The organism is Ruegeria sp. HKCCA6837 (assembly GCF_013034475.1).
In the GTDB taxonomy this organism is placed as follows: domain Bacteria; phylum Pseudomonadota; class Alphaproteobacteria; order Rhodobacterales; family Rhodobacteraceae; genus Ruegeria.
The window spans coordinates 98131-114286 of the sequence record NZ_WQGD01000009.1 but is presented as its reverse complement, the minus strand read 5'-3'; the positions used below and the strand labels follow the sequence as shown (position 1 = coordinate 114286).

Below are 16156 nucleotides of genomic sequence, written 5' to 3'. Positions count from 1 at the left end.
ATGTCACGAATTTCCCTTTGCTCTGCTTTCCTGACCTCAGCGCAGCTTATGGTGGGTGCTGCCGCCGAAGCCGAAGAAAATGCTTCAAATCCACTGGCTGCAGTGAACAACACCGACATTCGCTATCAGTATTTCGATCTCGAAGGGGATGTCGACCGTCAGGATGCTTTCATCGACGGTGCATACATGTTGCGCCCCAATCTGAAACTGAAATATGAGCTTCACTACAACTCGACGAACGCGACCGGCACGCGGTTCAGTGGATTTGAAAAGACCAATTTCAAGCTGATCTATTTCCCCTCACAGCAGCCCCTGAATGACACCTGGAGCGTCAAATCCGCGCTTGGTTTGGAGTGGATACTTGATTTTGGCGAGCCGAACGAAGGCATCGGAACCGGATCGGATCAGATTGCACCATTTGGCGGGTTCGCCTTCGCAAATGCGAACACCGGATTGACTTTGATCCCTTTGGTCCAACACTTCGCTTCCTATAACGGTCCGACCGATATCAGCCAAACAGCGATGCGCCTGATTGCGCTTCAGCCGTTTGGTGATGGGTATTGGATCAAAGCGGATATCAAAGCGCCATACGATTGGGAGAATGACGCCTGGCCCGCCACTGCAGAATTTCAGATCGGTAAGAACTTCAGCCCCAGAGTTGCTCTCTATGCTGATATTCTGATCGGCATCGGTGCAGACCGCCCCTATGACCAAGGTGCCGGAATTGGGCTGAGATTCAACTACTAGCCTTCGCGACTGAAATGGTTTGCCTCAATACTCCATTCCCGGTCAACTTTCGCCGTAGGAATTGCCACGGTTTTCTAACGCATGCGGGGTCTTACCTGCGCTCACATTCGAGTATTGTTACTTTAGCGTCGACCATGACTATACCCAGAGCGCCGGAACATTTGCCCGTGACCTAGCCCAGCGTGGCCCTGTTTTAGCATCAAGAGTTTTCTAAAGTGAGTCTGTGAAGCCCGCGCCCCGCCCAAACAAAGATGCGGAAATTGTCTGGCTATTGATTTTCTTGGCGCGCGCAAAGAATATGTAAAAACATGATAAGATTAAGGCGGCTGAGTTCCGCAGGCAGACTGGCATGACCAAAATTAAGAACATGGAAGAATTCGCGGCCCTAAGCGGGATATCGCGGCCTACAGTTTCAAAGTATTTCCATGATCCCGATAGCGTTCGCCCAACAACACGGGCGCGCATAGAGGAGGCGCTGGAACGGTTTGACTACCGCCCGAACATCTATGCAGTGAACCAAAACCGGAAGCTTACAAAGAATATTGGCATCGTCGTGCCCTATCTGGCCGATCCGTTCTTTGCCGAAATCGCGCGCTATCTGGAACAATCCTGCATTGCAGCCGGCTATCGCCCGTCCCTGTTCAGCTCACATGGCGAACAAAAGCTCGAGAACGAGATCCTGGATGGGCTGCAATCCTTGAAACCCGCAGGAGTGCTCTTGGCACCTTTAGGGCGTACCTCGGACAGATCTACTATCGAAAAGTTCTGTGCCAATGTGCCGACAATCCTGTTCGACAGTAACCTTGATGGCCTGGGGGCAGCCTTTGTCGGTTCGGATAACTTTAGCTTTGTGTCGCAGACCGTGGAGTACATGACAAGGACGGGTGAGCCACCGTCCTTTTTTGAAATGCGCACGCCCGCAAACCCAAACGCGAATAAACGACGTAAGGCCTATGTCGACGTGATGGAGCGGTTGGGCTTCGAGCCACATATCATTAAAGTCGATGGCACAGGCTGGGCCTTTGAAGAGATCGGCCTCCGAGGCGCATTGAAAGTCCTGCAAGAGCGCGGGCTGAAGACAGATTCTGTTTTGTGCAGCAACGACCGGTTGGCCATCGGCTTTCTGGCAGCCTGTTTCGAACAAGGGATTCGGGTTGGTCGGAAAGAAGATTGTTCGCTTCGTGTCGCCTCAAACGATGACCACCCATTCGCAAAGTTTACCTGTCCCTCTTTGACGACAGCTGCGCATGACTACGATAATGTAGCCGGCCGAAGCGTCGAAACTCTGTTCGAACTCATTGAAAGTGGTGGGAAATTCTCAACGCGCACTGAAACCTTGTTCCCCGCGCGACTTGTCTTGAGGGATTCTGCATAATTCAATTTTTTAACGCGCGTAAAGTTTTTATTGACGGCGCGACAACTTACACTCTAGGCTCTCTGTACGACATCCAAGCTCAGGGAGGACAGGGATGTATCTGAAGAACGCACTTCGTGCGGCGACTGCACTGACTTTCGTCGCAACGGCAGCGGCTCATGCACAATCCATCACGATCGCCACTGTGAACAACGGCGACATGATCCGGATGCAGGGCTATACCGACAAATTCACCGAAGCGACCGGCATTGATGTGGAATGGGTGACGCTGGAAGAAAACGTACTGCGTCAGCGCGTGACCACCGACATCACCACCAAAGGCGGTCAGTTCGATATCATGACCATCGGCATGTATGAGACGCCGATCTGGGGCGCAAATGGCTGGCTGGTGCCGTTGGACGGCATGTCAGACGAGTATGACGTTGACGACATCCTGCCTGCGATGGCTGGCGGTCTGAGCCACGATGGAACGCTTTACGCGGCACCTTTCTACGGCGAAAGTTCGATGATCATGTACCGAACCGACCTTATGGAGAAGGCCGGCATGGAAATGCCCGAGGCACCGACCTGGCAGTTTATCCGGGAAGCCGCGGCTGCAATGACGGACCGCGACAGCGACATCAACGGCATTTGCCTGCGCGGCAAGGCCGGTTGGGGTGAAGGTGGTGCCTTCATTACCGTCACCGGAAACTCATTTGGTGCGCGTTGGTTCGACGAGGACTGGAAACCCCAGTTCGATCAACCCGAATGGAAAGAAGCGCTTACATTCTTTGTCGATATGATGAGTGAATCGGGTCCGGCAGGCTATGCCACCAACGGGTTCAATGAAAACTTGTCCCTGTTCCAGCAAGGCAAGTGCGGGATGTGGATTGATGCCACTGTTGCGGCGTCTTTTGTGACCAACCCGGATGACTCGACCGTTGCAGACAAGGTCGGCTTCGCTCTGGCTCCTAACTCGGAAGGCGTAGACAAGCGCGCCAATTGGCTCTGGGCCTGGGCGTTGGCAATTCCGGCCGGCACACAGCAAGAGGATGCGGCGAAACAGTTCATCGAATGGGCAACGTCGAAAGACTACATCGAATTGGTGGCCGAAAACGAAGGCTGGGCCAATGTACCACCCGGTGCGCGGACCTCGCTCTATGAGAACCCGAACTACAAGGAAGTTCCCTTTGCGAACATGACCTTGGAGTCGATCCTGATGGCCGACCCGCAAAACTGCTGCGCACAACCAACGCCTTACACAGGCATTCAGTTCGTCGCGATCCCAGAATTTGCAGGCATCGCCACGCAGGTGAGCCAGGAGTTCTCGGCGGTCTATGCCGGACAGCAAACGGTGGAAGAAGCGCTTGAAAAAGCTCAGGCCTTTACTGCCGAAGAAATGGAAGCCGCAGGCTACTGAGGCCCCAGCTGAAGCGGGCGGGCAGCCCCCTGCCCCCCGCCACACCAGACCCTTCCCTAACCCGCGTTTATCTCGCAGGCTAAGCTACGCCTGAACAGAGAGGTCTTGCGTCATGGCTACCGAACATTCCCGATCCGTTGCTCGCCTTATGATGGCACCCGCAGTGGTCCTGCTGCTTGGCTGGATGCTCGTGCCGCTGACGATGACGCTGTATTTTTCCTTTAAAAAATATCTGCCCCTGCGTGGTGGTGACTTGGGCTGGGTTGGCTTCGACAACTATGTCCGATTTGTCTCCTCAAGCTCTTTCTGGCCAGCGGTGCAGGCGACATTGATGATCGTTGGCGGCGTTCTAGTCATAACGGTCGTGCTGGGTATCCTTCTGGCGATGCTCCTCGACCAGCCGATGTGGGGTCAGGGCGTTGTCCGTATCCTTGTGATCGCGCCTTTCTTTGTCATGCCTACAGTATCCGCGTTGGTCTGGAAGAACATGTTCATGGACCCGGTCAACGGCCTGCTGGCCCATCTCTGGCGCTTTTTCGGGGCCGAACCGATCTCGTGGCTGTCCGAGGCGTCAATGACTTCGATCATCATGATCGTTTCGTGGCAATGGCTGCCTTTTGCAACGCTCATCCTGCTGACAGCGATCCAGTCGCTGGACAGTGAGCAGCTTGAAGCAGCGGAAATGGACGGCGCGCCGGTGCTGAAGCGCTTCTACCACATCATCCTGCCGCATCTGAGCCGCGCGATAACGATCGTGATCCTGATCCAGACCATCTTTCTTCTGTCGATCTTCGCCGAGATCTTCGTGACCACCGGCGGCGCATTCGGCACCCGTACACTCACCTACCTGATCTTCCAGCGCGTGCTGGAAAGCCAGAATGTCGGCCTTGGATCAGCCGGAGGTGTCTATGCCATCATCCTTGCCAATATCGTTGCGATCTTCCTCATGCGCATCGTCGGCAAGAACCTGGACGCGTGAGGAGGTAAGACCATGGCCCGCGCCGTCACAACCCGCCGTAAATCGCTGAACACTGCCCTTGCCTGGGCCGTCGGACTGCTGATCTTCTTCCCGATCCTCTGGACCATCCTGACCAGCTTCAAGACCGAGGCGCAGGCCATTGCCAGCCCACCGCTGTTTTTGAACTTCGACTGGACACTTGAGAACTATGCCATCGTGCAAGAACGATCGGACTATATGCGGTTCCTTTGGAATTCGGTCATCATTGCTGGTGGCTCGACCATTCTGGGAGTGATCATTGCCGTTCCCGCTGCATGGGCGATGGCCTTTGTGCCTTCAAAGCGTACCAAGGACATCCTGCTTTGGATGCTGTCCACCAAGATGCTGCCTGCGGTTGGCGTGCTCTACCCGATTTACCTGCTGTTCATCCGTCTGGGCCTGCTGGACACGCGTGGAGGGCTGGTCGTGGTCCTGATGCTGATCAACCTGCCGATCATCGTCTGGATGCTCTACACATACTTCCGTGAAATTCCCGGTGAAATTCTGGAAGCGGCCCGAATGGATGGCGCGACGCTGAAAGAGGAAATCCTCTATGTCCTTACGCCAATGGCCATTCCCGGCATCGCCTCGACAGTGCTACTGAACTTCATCCTTGCTTGGAACGAAGCGTTCTGGACGCTCAACCTGACAGCCGTCGACGCCGCCCCCCTTACCGCCTTCATCGCCAGTTATTCCAGCCCCGAGGGCTTGTTCTTTGCCAAGCTCAGCGCGGCCTCGACCATGGCGATTGCACCAATCCTGATCCTTGGCTGGTTCAGCCAGAAACAACTTGTACGCGGCCTGACATTCGGCGCTGTGAAATAAGGAACACGACACATGGGACGTATTCAACTCAAGTCCGTGACCAAAAGCTTCGGCGACGTGCAGGTCATTCCACCGCTTGACCTGACCATTGAGGATGGTGAGTTCACAGTTTTTGTCGGTCCCTCGGGTTGCGGTAAGTCCACGCTATTGCGTCTGATCGCAGGGCTGGAGGATATCACCTCGGGCTCCATCGACATCGACGGTGCGGACGCCACTGATGTCCCACCTGCAAAACGAGGGTTGGCAATGGTGTTCCAGTCCTACGCTTTGTACCCACACATGACGGTGCGCAAGAACATCGCCTTTCCTCTGCGTATGGCGAAACTGGATCAAGCCGAGATCGACAAGCGTGTCGAAGGCGCAGCCAGCGTCTTGAACCTGACCGACTACTTGGATCGACGCCCCGGGCAATTGTCCGGCGGTCAGCGGCAGCGTGTCGCCATCGGGCGTGCGATTGTCCGCGAGCCGGCCGCGTTTCTGTTCGATGAACCGCTTTCAAACCTCGACGCCGCGCTACGGGTTGGCATGCGGTTGGAGATCAGCGAGCTGCACGAGCGACTTGCGACCACCATGATCTACGTGACCCACGACCAAGTCGAGGCGATGACAATGGCCGACAAGATCGTCGTTCTACAAGCCGGTGTCATCGAGCAAGTTGGAAGCCCGCTAGAGCTGTACCGATCGCCCCGCAACCTGTTCGTGGCAGGTTTCATTGGCTCACCGAAGATGAACTTCATTGAAGGGCCCGAGGCCACAAAACACGGCGCTCAAACCATCGGGATCAGACCAGAACATATTGGGGTTTCTGAAACCGAAGGGGACTGGTCCGGCGTTGTGAGCGTCTCGGAGCATCTCGGATCGGATACCTTTTTCCACGTGCACGAAACCGGTCTGGCAGAAACAATCACCGTCCGTGCAGATGGCGAGGTTGGATTTCGTCACGGAGATCGCATTCACCTGACCCCACGGACGGATGTAATCCACCGGTTTGACGCGCAAGGTCTGCGTATCGAATGACACGTCTTGCAGGTAAAACCGCCCTGATCACCGGGGCCGCAAGGGGCATCGGGCTGGCCTTTGCCAAGGCCTATGTGGCCGAGGGCGCCCGTGTTGCCATCGCTGACATCGATTTTCAACGCGCGCAGGTCGCAGCCGCCGAATTTGGCGAGGATGCAATCGCAATCGAGATGGACGTGACCGAACAGCAGAGCATAGACGCGGCCGTCGCCAAAACAGCCTCCTGCCTTGGCCCCATCGACATCCTCATCAACAACGCGGCCATCTTCACGGCCGCACCAATCGTTGAGATCGAGCGCGCCGACTACACCCGTGTTTTCGACATCAACGTCGCTGGTGCATTGTTCACAATGCAATCGGTCGCGCGCCATATGATCGAACACCGCACCGAGGGCCGGATCATCAACATGGCGTCGCAGGCCGGGCGCAGAGGCGAGCCCTTGGTCGCGGTATACTGCGCCAGCAAAGCCGCAATCATATCTCTGACCCAATCTGCGGGGCTGAACCTGATCACTCATGGGATCAATGTGAACGCAATAGCTCCAGGCGTGGTTGACGGCGAGCACTGGGACGGAGTGGATGCTTTCTTTGCGAAATACGAAGGCAAAGCCCCCGGTCAAAAGAAACGCGAAGTGGCAGCATCTGTGCCGTATGGCCGAATGGGTTGCGCCGAAGACCTGACCGGCATGGCGGTGTTTTTGGCGTCGGACGATGCGAAATACATTGTAGCCCAAACCTACAACGTCGATGGTGGGAACTGGATGAGCTGATGGACCCCGTGGCGAACGCAAAAACTCCGGTACGATTGCGGCGTGACAGGCTTGAAGACCTGCCCGTAACAGTCAGGACACCTGCATATGCCCCCTCGGATCTGACGCCGGGCATAGTGCATATCGGGTTGGGAAATTTTCACCGCGCGCATCAGGCCTGGTACATTCACCAGCTTATGCAGCAAGGTCAGGCCCGCGATTGGGCGATCATCGGCGCAGGTGTTCGAAGCTACGACGCCGAAATGCGAAGTAAGCTGCTGGAGCAGAATTGCCTGACAACGCTGATCGAGCTGAATCCGAACGGCGTATCAGCCGAGGTGATTGGTCCGATGATCGACTACCTGCCGATTGAGCCGGGCAACACAGCGCTGACCGTCAAGATGGCAGACCCTTCCATCCGTATTGTGTCCTTAACTGTTACCGAAGGCGGGTACTATCTGGACGCCAATACTGGCGCTTTCGATACACATCACGAAGACATTCGTCATGACGCGGCCAACCCAAATCAACCACGCACAGTTTTCGGAGCCATGGTTGCAGCCCTCAGACAACGACGAATGAAAGGCATCACCCCCTTCACGGCGCTGAGTTGCGATAACCTTCAGGGCAACGGGACAATCCTGCGAAACTGCGTTGTAGGTTTGGCGCGGATGTCCGATCCTGATCTGGCCGACTGGATCGACCAAAACGGCGCGTTCCCAAACTCGATGGTCGACAGCATCGTGCCGGCGACGACGGAACAAGTAGTATCTCAATGCAGGGCACTTGGCATTGATGACCGCGCTCCGGTCTCGCACGAAAACTTTCGCCAATGGGTGATCGAGGATGACTTTTGCGCAGGTCGGCCGCCATTGGAACAGGTCGGGGTGACGCTGACTCACAATGTTCACAGCTATGAGACGATGAAGCTGCGGATTTTGAACGGAGGACACCAACTGCTTGCAAATGTCGGGGAAATCTTGAACGTCCCGACGATTTCCGACTGTATGCAGGATCCGGACATCCAGGCGTTTTTCGGAAAGGTTCAATCCGAAGAAATTCTTCCTCATGTCGACGCCGTTCCCGGAACCACCGCGAAAGAGTATCTTGAGCTGGTCGAGACGCGATTTGCGAACACCGCGATTCACGATACGACGCGTAGGGTTGCGTTTGACGGATCGGCACGACACCCAGGGTTCCTGCTGCCGTCGCTGCGCGACGCATTGGCGTCTGGTTCTTCTGTGAACGGGCTGGCGCTGGCCGAAGCGTTTTGGTGCCGAATGTGTGCCGGTGTTCGGGAAGACGGCTCTGAAATCGTGCCCAATGACCCGCAATGGCAGAACCTGCAAAAAACCGCATTAGCGTCCCGATCTGACCCAGAGTGTTGGCTGCAACAAGCCCAGTACTATGGTGAGATTGGGCGCAATATACGTTTTGCCGATGCCTTTACGTCCACGGTGTCTGAGATATGGCAAAACGGTAGCCGAGCAGTCCTATCAGAATACGTCGCTGAAACCTCAATACCGTGAAGATCGCAAATTGAAAAAACGGTCAGCTCTGTAGGCAACTTGCTGCTTTTACAGCAGGAACCGAGGCATCGGTTCAGGTTTGGGTATCTTCCCAGGCAAATACTGTCGCAAGTATTTCTTTCATCATACTGCGGCCAAAGCGAAGCAGCCATCAATCCTCCGCGCAAATGAGGCCTGATGAAAGCCCACCAAGTACTTTGGGACTTGTTTCCGCGCGCATTCGCGTCAGTAGTTCTGAGCGTCAGCGTGACACTGAACGCAGCAGTGCGACCGCTCACCTGGCCACTGGTGATTCACGCAAAACTCGCGACCACGCTCTGGCAACCTAATTGTTGTCAGTCGGTCAGAACTCTCATCGGCTATTAATTCAACAGATTTTCGTCGTAAGGATAGCTGTCGAACTGTTCGAGACCTGTCGCGGTGACCAGAAACTGATGCTCGATCTTGACGCCGCTGCCGCCTCGATCTGATCCAACATACCCCTCAACGCAGATCATCATGTTTTCCTCTATGATCCCGTCATAGCCAATGTCGTCCCAGTCCTGCGGGTAGGGAACATAGGGGTATTCATCGCACATCCCCACACCGTGCATGATGCACGGATAGCGGTGCGCGTGGAATTCTTCCGGGTGGCGGAAGCTCTTGTCCACCAGTTCTTTGAACGACACACCGGGTCGCACATTGGCCTTGTTGTGTTCGATTTCGTCCCGAGCGCGCTTGTAGAGGTCTCGGAATGCGTTTGGCGCCTTCCCTTCGCCGCAGTACCAGGTGCGCGAGATGTCGGACATATAGCCAAAAGGGCCGACCATATCGGTGTCAAAGCCCATCAGCTCTCCGTTTTGAACGCGGCGTTCGCCTGCCTCTTGCAGCCAGGGGTTTGTCCGCTCGCCCGAGGCCAACATGCGGGCTTCGGACCACAGGCCGCCATGGGCGATGTTAACCTGGCTCAGGATGCTCCACAGCTCGTTTTCCGAAATGCCGGGCTGGAAGGCTTCGCGCATCCGGGCGATACCCAGCTGCGCCACTTCGATTGCATAGCGGCACAGCGTAATTTCTTCCTCTGATTTGATCGAGCGGGCCTTTTCCAGAAAACCGGGCGCGTCGACGACCTCGAACCCGGCCTGCATCAAGCCCTGAACAGCAGAGGCGTCCAAACGGTCAAGCGCCACACGGCAACGCCCTTTGCCGGCCAAACGGCCGCGGACGAAGTCTACGAATTTGCGCGTATTCTCCACCTGATCAAAGCCCGCAAGGAATGGCGCTAGCCCAAACATTGGGATGTATTCCGTGACATGGTCCAGATTCTTGATGAACGCGCCGCTGAAGACCACCGGGCCGTCGGCAAAGACAAATAGCATCATCAGCGGGATACGCGCCTGGAACTGCATGTATTCATGGTAATTCACCGCATAGCGCATGGTCAGCGGGTTGGTAATGACAGCCAGTTCCACGTCCCGTTCGGCCATGGCCTCGCGGATGCGGCCCATGCGATAATCGTTCAGTTTGGTCCAATCGATTTCAGGCGCTGGCAGCATCGCTTTGCCAAAGTCAGTAGGGGTGTTCATGCCTTCAACCTTTCGTTTTTCGGGTCGAACACCGCATCGGCCAGCACTGTGGCTTTGCACATCTGGCCAAATACGATCACCTCCAGCGCCGTACCGGGGTTCGCTGCCTTTGGTTTGACAAAGGCAAAGGCCAGATTGCGACCAGTTACCGGGCCGAACCCGCCTGAGGAAACCGACCCTACTTTCTCGCCATCCAAATAAACCGCCTCGCCGCCCAGCACGTCTGTGTCCTCCAGCTCAATGTCGAGATACGCAATAAGCGAACTGCTGCCGGTTTCGGCGCAGTTGCGCAGCGCGTCTTTGCCTATGAACTCTTTGTCGAATTTCACAAAGCGCATCTGGTCGGTGTGCACGGGACTGGTGTCATTGGCCAGTTCATGCCCACCGCGATAGGCCTTTTCCATGCGCATCATTTCCAACGCCTCCGATCCAAACGGGACCATGCCATGGGGTTTGCCCGCGTCCCAAACCGCATCCCAAAGCACGCCAAGTTGGTCCATGTTTGCGTGCAGTTCCCACGCCAGTTCGCCCGAGAATGACAGGCGCATCGCGATCAGCGGGATGCCCGCCACAGCGATTTCGCGCGCCTTGAGCCACCCGAAATCGGAGTTTTCCAGAAACGCATCGCTGAGCTGACCCAGCACCGCGCGCGCCTTGGGTCCGGCCACGGTCAGGATACCCCAGTCATCGGACAGGTTCCTGACCGTCACGTCTTCGGACCCGCGCTGATGAACCGTGATCCAGTCCCAGACCCGGCGCTCTGAGGGGCCGCCGGTGACGAACCAGAACCGATCTTCGGCCAGCCGGGCAATCGTTGCCTCGCCCTCAATCGTGCCTCGTTCATTCAGCAAAAGGGTCAGGCACGTGCCGCCCACCTTTTTCGGCATTCTGTTCGCACAAAGGCGGTTCAGATAGGCCTCGGCCTCGGGTCCGGTGATTTCGAACTTGGAAAAGGCCGAGAAGTCGCCAATGCCGACGCTCTCATGCACCGCAAGCGCCTCGGCCAGCGCAGCCTCCCACGACGGGCCACGCTTCCATGATTGCGGTTCTTTGCCATCCCATTCCGGTTTGCCATAGACCCGCGGGCGTTCCCATCCGCCCGCTTCCTCAAACACCGCGTTCAGCGCCTTGGTTCTGTCATGCACGCCAGAGGTTCGGATCTCGCGGCAAGTTTCATATTGCAACTGTGGATAAGGCAACGACAGGCGCGTCATGTAATTTTCGCGGCAGCGCTGATAGGTGTAATCTTTATCAACGCGTGAATGGAACCGACGCGGATCAAACCCGCGCATCGAGATATCGGCCGTGCCATGCACCATCCATTGCGCCAGCGCCCGGCCCAGTCCCGGCCCCCAGGCAATGCCCACGGTCGCACCGCAGGCCAGCCAGTGATTGCGCAAGCCCAGCGCAGGCCCGACCAGCGGGTGCCCGTCCGGCGTATAGGTGATTGCGCCATTGACGATGCGTTTGATGCCGCGCTCCATCAGGCAGGGATAGCGTTCAAAGCATTTCTCCAACCACGGCATAATACGGTCATAGTCGGGTTCAAACAGTTCGTTCTCGCTGTCCCAGGGGCAGCCATCGCGCCATTTGGCCAGCGCATCATGGGTGTCATAAAGTCCGATCAGCGCCCCACCCTGTTCGCGGCGCAGATAGCCGGTGAAGTAATCATCGCGGGTGACGGGGATTTCATGACCCATCGCCTCGAACTCGGGCACCGCATCGGTGACCACATAGTGGTGCTGCATCGGGACAATCGGCAGGTCGAGCCCGCTGAAGGCCCCGATCTGGCGCGCATGGTATCCACCGGCATTGACCACATGCTCACAGATGATGTCGCCCTGCTCGGTCACCACCTTCCATTCGCCCGAGGGCATCTGCTGCACATCCGTCACCCGGTTGCGGCGCAGCACTTTGGCCCCCCGCATCCGCGCGCCCTTGGCCATCGCCTGACAGGTGCCCGACGGATCAACATGGCCGTCATCGGGCGTATAAATCCCGCCGATGATATGCGACGTGTCATAGATCGGGTTCAGCTTGGCGATTTCTTCGGGGATAACCCAGCGACACTCCTGCCCGCGGGCCAAAACCGCGTCACGCGTGTGCATCAGCCAGGCACGATGATCCTCGGTCGCGGCCACGCGCAAGGACCCGCAATTGTGCCAGCTGACGCCCTGCTCGGTCTCATCCTCAATGGTTTTATACAGATCCACCGCATAATCGTGACAGATCCCCAACGCATGGCCCGCCGTCATACGACTGACCAATCCCGCCGCATGCCAAGTGGCCCCCGATGTCAGCTCGGCCTTTTCAACAAGAACAACGTCTGTCCATCCTTCTTTTGCCAGATGGTACAGGACGCTCGCCCCCATATTGCCGCCACCGATTACAACAACACGCGTTTGTTCAGTCATCTATTGTCTTTTCATGGTAACGGGAGTGTTGGCCCAGACGACCTGGGCCTCGACTTTGCCGGGATTGTGGTAACGGTGTGGGATGTCAGCGGAAAAGCTAAAGCTATCACCAGCCTGAAGGCGAAAGACCTGGCTATCCAAGGTCAGTTCGATTTCACCCTTCAGCACCATCCCGGCCTCTTCCCCTTCATGGGTATAGAGGTCGTCGCCGGTGCTGCCTCCGGGCTCATAGGTGGAAATGCCCATCGCCAGCTGTCGGTCAAGGCTGGCGGACAGCAAGTGATCTTCGAACCCCATATAGTCTGTCCCTGAAAGCCCGGAATAGGTCAGCTTGCGACGCCTGTCGGCGCGCACGACAAAGGGGCGTTCTTCGGCGGGAGCTGGGCCATCGGTCTCGAAGAACCATCCGACAGGTACTCCAAGTGCTTCGGCGACCTCCTGCAGCGCCGTGACTGAGGGTCGGGCCAGACCGCGTTCAATCTTTGACAGAAACGAAACCGAGCGCCCCGAAGTTTCAGACAAGTCGTTCAGGGTCATGTTCTGTGCTTTGCGCAGGGCGCGTAAGTCTTCACCCAACTTATTGAGCGACTCTTGATTGCAGGTTTGAAGTTTTTTCTTGACGATCATGAAAATTTACCGTGCATAATTTTCCCAGTTGCGCAAGAATTATCCGAATGGAGGCCTCATGAGTGGCCAGTTCCCCGATACACCGATCCTCAAAAAGGTTAAGGCATTGCTGGGTGAAGAAGGGTTAGTCCAGACATTTGCCCCGATTGAGGAAGCCAGCGGCCTTCCAAATGCAGCCTATTGGTCCAAAGAATGGTTGGCATTGGAGCAGGAGCATTGCTTTCGCAGGTCGTGGGTATTTGCGGGGGCCGACGCGGAATTGCCCGAGCGCGGCGACATGAAACCGGTCGACATTGGTGGTGCGCCACTGATCATCCTACGCGACCAGGACGGAGCCATTCGCGCACTGCACAATGTGTGCCGGCATCGCGGCGCAAAACTTGTCACTGAACCCTGCAAGAGATCAACCCTGACTTGCCCATATCATGCCTGGGTTTATGGTCTGAACGGCAAGCTGCGAGCACGGCCCCATTTCAACGGACCGGATATAACGGACCACTTCAAAGACGGAGGTGGCGACAAGCTCGATCTACAAGAGGTCCGGTGCGAGGTCTGGAACGGCTGTGTTTTCGTCAATATCTCAGGGGATGCAGAGCCGCTAGAGGACTGGTTGAAACCGATGCTTGCACGTACGCCGGGTTATGATTTCACATCGATCCGCTGGGCCGGGAAAATCGATTTCGAAGTCAATGCCAATTGGAAGTTGGTCTACGAGAATTACATGGAGGGCTATCATGTCTTTGCCGTGCATCCCAAACTTTTGAAGTTTGCGCCGATGAACGTGCGGTGGTCGGGTGAATGGGACCAACACGTATTCTACAACGACTACATCTTTCCTGAATTGGGTGAAGGGCGCGGTGATCGTCTGCCGCACTATCCCGATCTGTCACAAGAAGATGCCAAACGCGGTCTTTGGTTTTTATGCTTCCCACACTTCGCCGCCGAAGTCTTCCCAGACCAATATACAGTTCTAGTAAGTTATCCAATTGCACCGAACAAAACGCGTGAAGAGCTGCATGTTTTCCTGATCGGAGATGCTGCGACGTCAGAGGACCATGCCAACGCAAGGGCCGAACTCATGCAAATGTGGGATGATCTCAACCGAGAGGATCTTGGTATGCTCGAACTGCTGCAGCAGGGGCGCCTGTCGCCTGCCTATGACGGCGGTCGCCTCAGTCCGTATTGGGAAGGACCGACACATGAATTCGGGCGACGCGTGGTTGAACGTATACTTTCTTGAAATTTCGCGCCGTGTTTTACCGATTTGACGAAGATCTCGTCAGCAATCGGTTTTGACGCCAAAGCTGCTCATCATCGGATTTTGCGCAACGTCTGAGAGGCGGGCAAAAGTTGTTAACAAAGTGTGAATCAATTGGCGCTTCGGATCAAATTCATGCTTTGACAACCAACTTCATTTTGTCGTTCGATTGCGCAAAAGTGTCTTTTTGCAAGATACGGAACGCACCCTCTTTAGCTTTCCAAAACCACCATCGCGACAGCCTTAATTGGTTGATCGACTTGACGACTTCGCCGCAATTAGCCTTCAGAAGTTCTTTAAACTCCGCAAAGGAGCACCTTCGAGGATCATGGTCCTCATGTCCGTTTCTTCTCTGAATCCGATATGGGTGTAGTAGGCAAGAGCAGAAGGGTTGGTGCGATGGACTGCCAGTTTAAGGAAGCACGCGCCTGAAGATTTGTCCGCATCGAAAACCGAACGAGACAACAGTTTGTTTCCAATACCTCGCCCTCGCGCCGAAGAGGAAACCCAAAGATCACTTACAAACAAGCCGCCCCCCCCCCTGGTCGTTGAAAACACTGGCGTCCAAACAATTGCACCGACGACTTCGGCCTTATTGTAGGCGAGCAAAGCGTTGAAGGCCGGATGGTCATCAGCGAATGCAGCTTTCAAAACGTCAACATTCGCGACGTGCCTGTCGTTCATTTCAGCCGACAACGCCCTTAGCGCAAAATCCAGATCGTTTATTTTGTCGAGCGTCACCGGAGAGATGGCAACCTGTGTCATTCGAAACCTTACCTATGTTTCGCAACCGCCAACAAAACACTGTCTGACCCTTCACAGTGCATCATAATCCGCCAGTCGGTCCTTGAGGAATGTATAGTCTTTTCTTGCTTGCAAGAGCTGGCCCTTGTTGATGGTCAGGTGACGGAAATCTTCAGCTGTTTCGGCAAACCGCACAGGCAGAATATTTTCATCCATCCAAGGCCAACAGAAGATCGAATTGCCCCACGTTTCTCCGGCCCGGTTAAGGGACAAGAAAAAGATCTGATTTTCCATCGCGCGCGCCATGGCGAAATTGTGCCAGGTTTGGAAGGACTCGTCGCGATAATATGCCCCGCAATGCAGGATGAGATCGACGTCGTGCCTTAGTGTCAGGGTGCGTGCAAGTTCGGGAATTCGGATATCGTAGCAAATGATTGGAGAGATAGTTATTCCATTGATTTTGAATGTGAATATGTGATCCCCAGCGTCAAAGTATTCCTTCTCCATCGAAGCGCCATATTGGCAAAGGTGAAGCTTGTCGTAATAGCCGGTCAGCGCACCGTCCGGGTTGACGACCGCAATTGAAATATGCGTCCCCAATTCCCCCCGGCGCGCAAAACTGTAAGAGACAAGGACACCGAATTCTTTGGCGACCTCGCGCCATTTTTCAAAAGAAGCGCCTTCCAGGGGTTCCGCGATCTCATTGAGCCGGTCGAAGGCCGAGCGGGCATAATCGATACTGGATAGCTCAGGCAAAACCACGAGGTCCACGTTCCGGCGGCTGAGCTGATCGCGCACTTTCGCGGCGCTTTCCGCAAGATGTCTGTCTCTCGCGGCGGCGCTCTCGGTGGCGGGGATTTCGATCTGACAAGCCAGCAGAGACAGGGTGTCACTTGATGTCATTGTTTGG

Annotated in this window: 14 protein-coding genes; 9 read left to right on the top strand and 5 right to left on the bottom strand. The window is 55.8% G+C overall.

Features of this window, described 5'->3' with window-relative positions; genetic code table 11:
• The 8 genes from GOV91_RS13890 (at position 1) to GOV91_RS13855 (ending at position 8638) form a co-directional block, all read left to right on the top strand.
• Positions 1–747 carry a hypothetical protein gene (locus GOV91_RS13890; protein ID WP_171235947.1) on the top strand — a complete coding sequence of 249 codons (747 nt, stop codon included), beginning with the start codon at positions 1–3 and terminating at the stop codon, positions 745–747.
• A 349-nt stretch (positions 748–1096) separates the two neighbouring features.
• Positions 1097–2122, top strand: a complete 1026-nt coding sequence (locus GOV91_RS13885; RefSeq protein ID WP_171235946.1) for a LacI family DNA-binding transcriptional regulator — start codon at positions 1097–1099, stop codon at positions 2120–2122.
• A 94-nt stretch (positions 2123–2216) separates the two neighbouring features.
• Positions 2217–3521, top strand: a complete 1305-nt coding sequence (locus GOV91_RS13880) for a sugar ABC transporter substrate-binding protein (protein WP_171235945.1) — start codon at positions 2217–2219, stop codon at positions 3519–3521.
• Positions 3522–3633: 112 nt separating this feature from the next.
• The gene (locus GOV91_RS13875; RefSeq protein ID WP_171181732.1) at positions 3634–4500 is read left to right on the top strand and encodes a carbohydrate ABC transporter permease; all 867 of its coding nucleotides are present in this window, start codon (positions 3634–3636) and stop codon (positions 4498–4500) included.
• A gap of 12 nt (positions 4501–4512) precedes the next feature.
• Positions 4513–5343 carry a carbohydrate ABC transporter permease gene (locus tag GOV91_RS13870; protein WP_170614620.1) on the top strand — a complete coding sequence of 277 codons (831 nt, stop codon included), beginning with the start codon at positions 4513–4515 and terminating at the stop codon, positions 5341–5343.
• A gap of 12 nt (positions 5344–5355) precedes the next feature.
• On the top strand, positions 5356–6360 hold the full coding sequence (locus tag GOV91_RS13865) for an ABC transporter ATP-binding protein (protein WP_171235944.1): 1005 nt from the start codon (positions 5356–5358) through the stop codon (positions 6358–6360).
• Positions 6357–7130, top strand: coding sequence for an L-iditol 2-dehydrogenase (locus GOV91_RS13860; protein WP_171235943.1), 774 nt, complete (start codon positions 6357–6359; stop codon positions 7128–7130). Before GOV91_RS13865 ends, GOV91_RS13860 begins: the two co-directional genes overlap by 4 nt.
• Complete coding sequence (locus GOV91_RS13855) at positions 7130–8638, top strand: mannitol dehydrogenase family protein (RefSeq protein ID WP_171235942.1); 1509 nt, start codon at positions 7130–7132, stop codon at positions 8636–8638. Before GOV91_RS13860 ends, GOV91_RS13855 begins: the two co-directional genes overlap by 1 nt.
• A 362-nt stretch (positions 8639–9000) precedes the next feature.
• On the opposite strand, the gene GOV91_RS13850 is transcribed toward GOV91_RS13855, so the two are convergent.
• Genes GOV91_RS13850 through GOV91_RS13840 form a run of 3 tightly spaced genes read right to left on the bottom strand, consistent with a single transcriptional unit; the run spans position 9001 to position 13244 of the window.
• On the bottom strand, positions 9001–10203 hold the full coding sequence (locus tag GOV91_RS13850; protein ID WP_171235941.1) for a Xaa-Pro peptidase family protein: 1203 nt from the start codon (positions 10201–10203) through the stop codon (positions 9001–9003).
• Complete coding sequence (locus tag GOV91_RS13845; RefSeq protein WP_171235940.1) at positions 10200–12617, bottom strand: FAD-dependent oxidoreductase; 2418 nt, start codon at positions 12615–12617, stop codon at positions 10200–10202. Before GOV91_RS13845 ends, GOV91_RS13850 begins: the two co-directional genes overlap by 4 nt.
• On the bottom strand, positions 12618–13244 hold the full coding sequence (locus GOV91_RS13840) for a cupin domain-containing protein (RefSeq protein WP_171235939.1): 627 nt from the start codon (positions 13242–13244) through the stop codon (positions 12618–12620).
• 58 nt (positions 13245–13302) lie between these two features.
• Here GOV91_RS13840 and GOV91_RS13835 point away from each other — a divergent pair, with 58 nt between their 5' ends.
• Positions 13303–14484: an aromatic ring-hydroxylating dioxygenase subunit alpha gene (locus tag GOV91_RS13835; protein WP_171235938.1), complete on the top strand. Its 1182-nt coding sequence runs from the start codon at positions 13303–13305 to the stop codon at positions 14482–14484.
• Positions 14485–14787: 303 nt separating this feature from the next.
• Here the strand turns inward: GOV91_RS13835 and GOV91_RS13830 are convergent, their stop codons facing one another.
• Together GOV91_RS13830 and GOV91_RS13825 are read right to left on the bottom strand one after the other, a co-directional pair.
• Positions 14788–15267 (bottom strand): N-acetyltransferase, encoded by a 480-nt coding sequence (locus GOV91_RS13830; RefSeq protein ID WP_171181751.1) that lies wholly within the window; start codon positions 15265–15267, stop codon positions 14788–14790.
• Between the two features lie 51 nt (positions 15268–15318).
• Positions 15319–16149 (bottom strand): carbon-nitrogen hydrolase family protein, encoded by an 831-nt coding sequence (locus GOV91_RS13825; protein WP_171235937.1) that lies wholly within the window; start codon positions 16147–16149, stop codon positions 15319–15321.
• Between the last annotated feature and the right edge of the window lie 7 nt (positions 16150–16156).

What these genes read in the sequence shown, in the direction of transcription:
- GOV91_RS13865 (WP_171235944.1), top strand. Translation starts at nt 5,356, where the DNA reads ATGGGACGTATTCAACTCAAGTCCGTGACCAAAAGCTTCGGCGACGTG.
- GOV91_RS13890 (WP_171235947.1), top strand. Translation starts at nt 1, where the DNA reads ATGTCACGAATTTCCCTTTGCTCTGCTTTCCTGACCTCAGCGCAGCTT.
- GOV91_RS13835 (WP_171235938.1), top strand. Translation starts at nt 13,303, where the DNA reads ATGAGTGGCCAGTTCCCCGATACACCGATCCTCAAAAAGGTTAAGGCA.
- GOV91_RS13875 (WP_171181732.1), top strand. Translation starts at nt 3,634, where the DNA reads ATGGCTACCGAACATTCCCGATCCGTTGCTCGCCTTATGATGGCACCC.
- GOV91_RS13840 (WP_171235939.1), bottom strand. Translation starts at nt 13,244, where the DNA reads ATGATCGTCAAGAAAAAACTTCAAACCTGCAATCAAGAGTCGCTCAAT.
- GOV91_RS13860 (WP_171235943.1), top strand. Translation starts at nt 6,357, where the DNA reads ATGACACGTCTTGCAGGTAAAACCGCCCTGATCACCGGGGCCGCAAGG.
- GOV91_RS13855 (WP_171235942.1), top strand. Translation starts at nt 7,130, where the DNA reads ATGGACCCCGTGGCGAACGCAAAAACTCCGGTACGATTGCGGCGTGAC.
- GOV91_RS13825 (WP_171235937.1), bottom strand. Translation starts at nt 16,149, where the DNA reads ATGACATCAAGTGACACCCTGTCTCTGCTGGCTTGTCAGATCGAAATC.
- GOV91_RS13850 (WP_171235941.1), bottom strand. Translation starts at nt 10,203, where the DNA reads ATGAACACCCCTACTGACTTTGGCAAAGCGATGCTGCCAGCGCCTGAA.
- GOV91_RS13885 (WP_171235946.1), top strand. Translation starts at nt 1,097, where the DNA reads ATGACCAAAATTAAGAACATGGAAGAATTCGCGGCCCTAAGCGGGATA.
- GOV91_RS13830 (WP_171181751.1), bottom strand. Translation starts at nt 15,267, where the DNA reads ATGACACAGGTTGCCATCTCTCCGGTGACGCTCGACAAAATAAACGAT.
- GOV91_RS13845 (WP_171235940.1), bottom strand. Translation starts at nt 12,617, where the DNA reads ATGACTGAACAAACGCGTGTTGTTGTAATCGGTGGCGGCAATATGGGG.
- GOV91_RS13870 (WP_170614620.1), top strand. Translation starts at nt 4,513, where the DNA reads ATGGCCCGCGCCGTCACAACCCGCCGTAAATCGCTGAACACTGCCCTT.
- GOV91_RS13880 (WP_171235945.1), top strand. Translation starts at nt 2,217, where the DNA reads ATGTATCTGAAGAACGCACTTCGTGCGGCGACTGCACTGACTTTCGTC.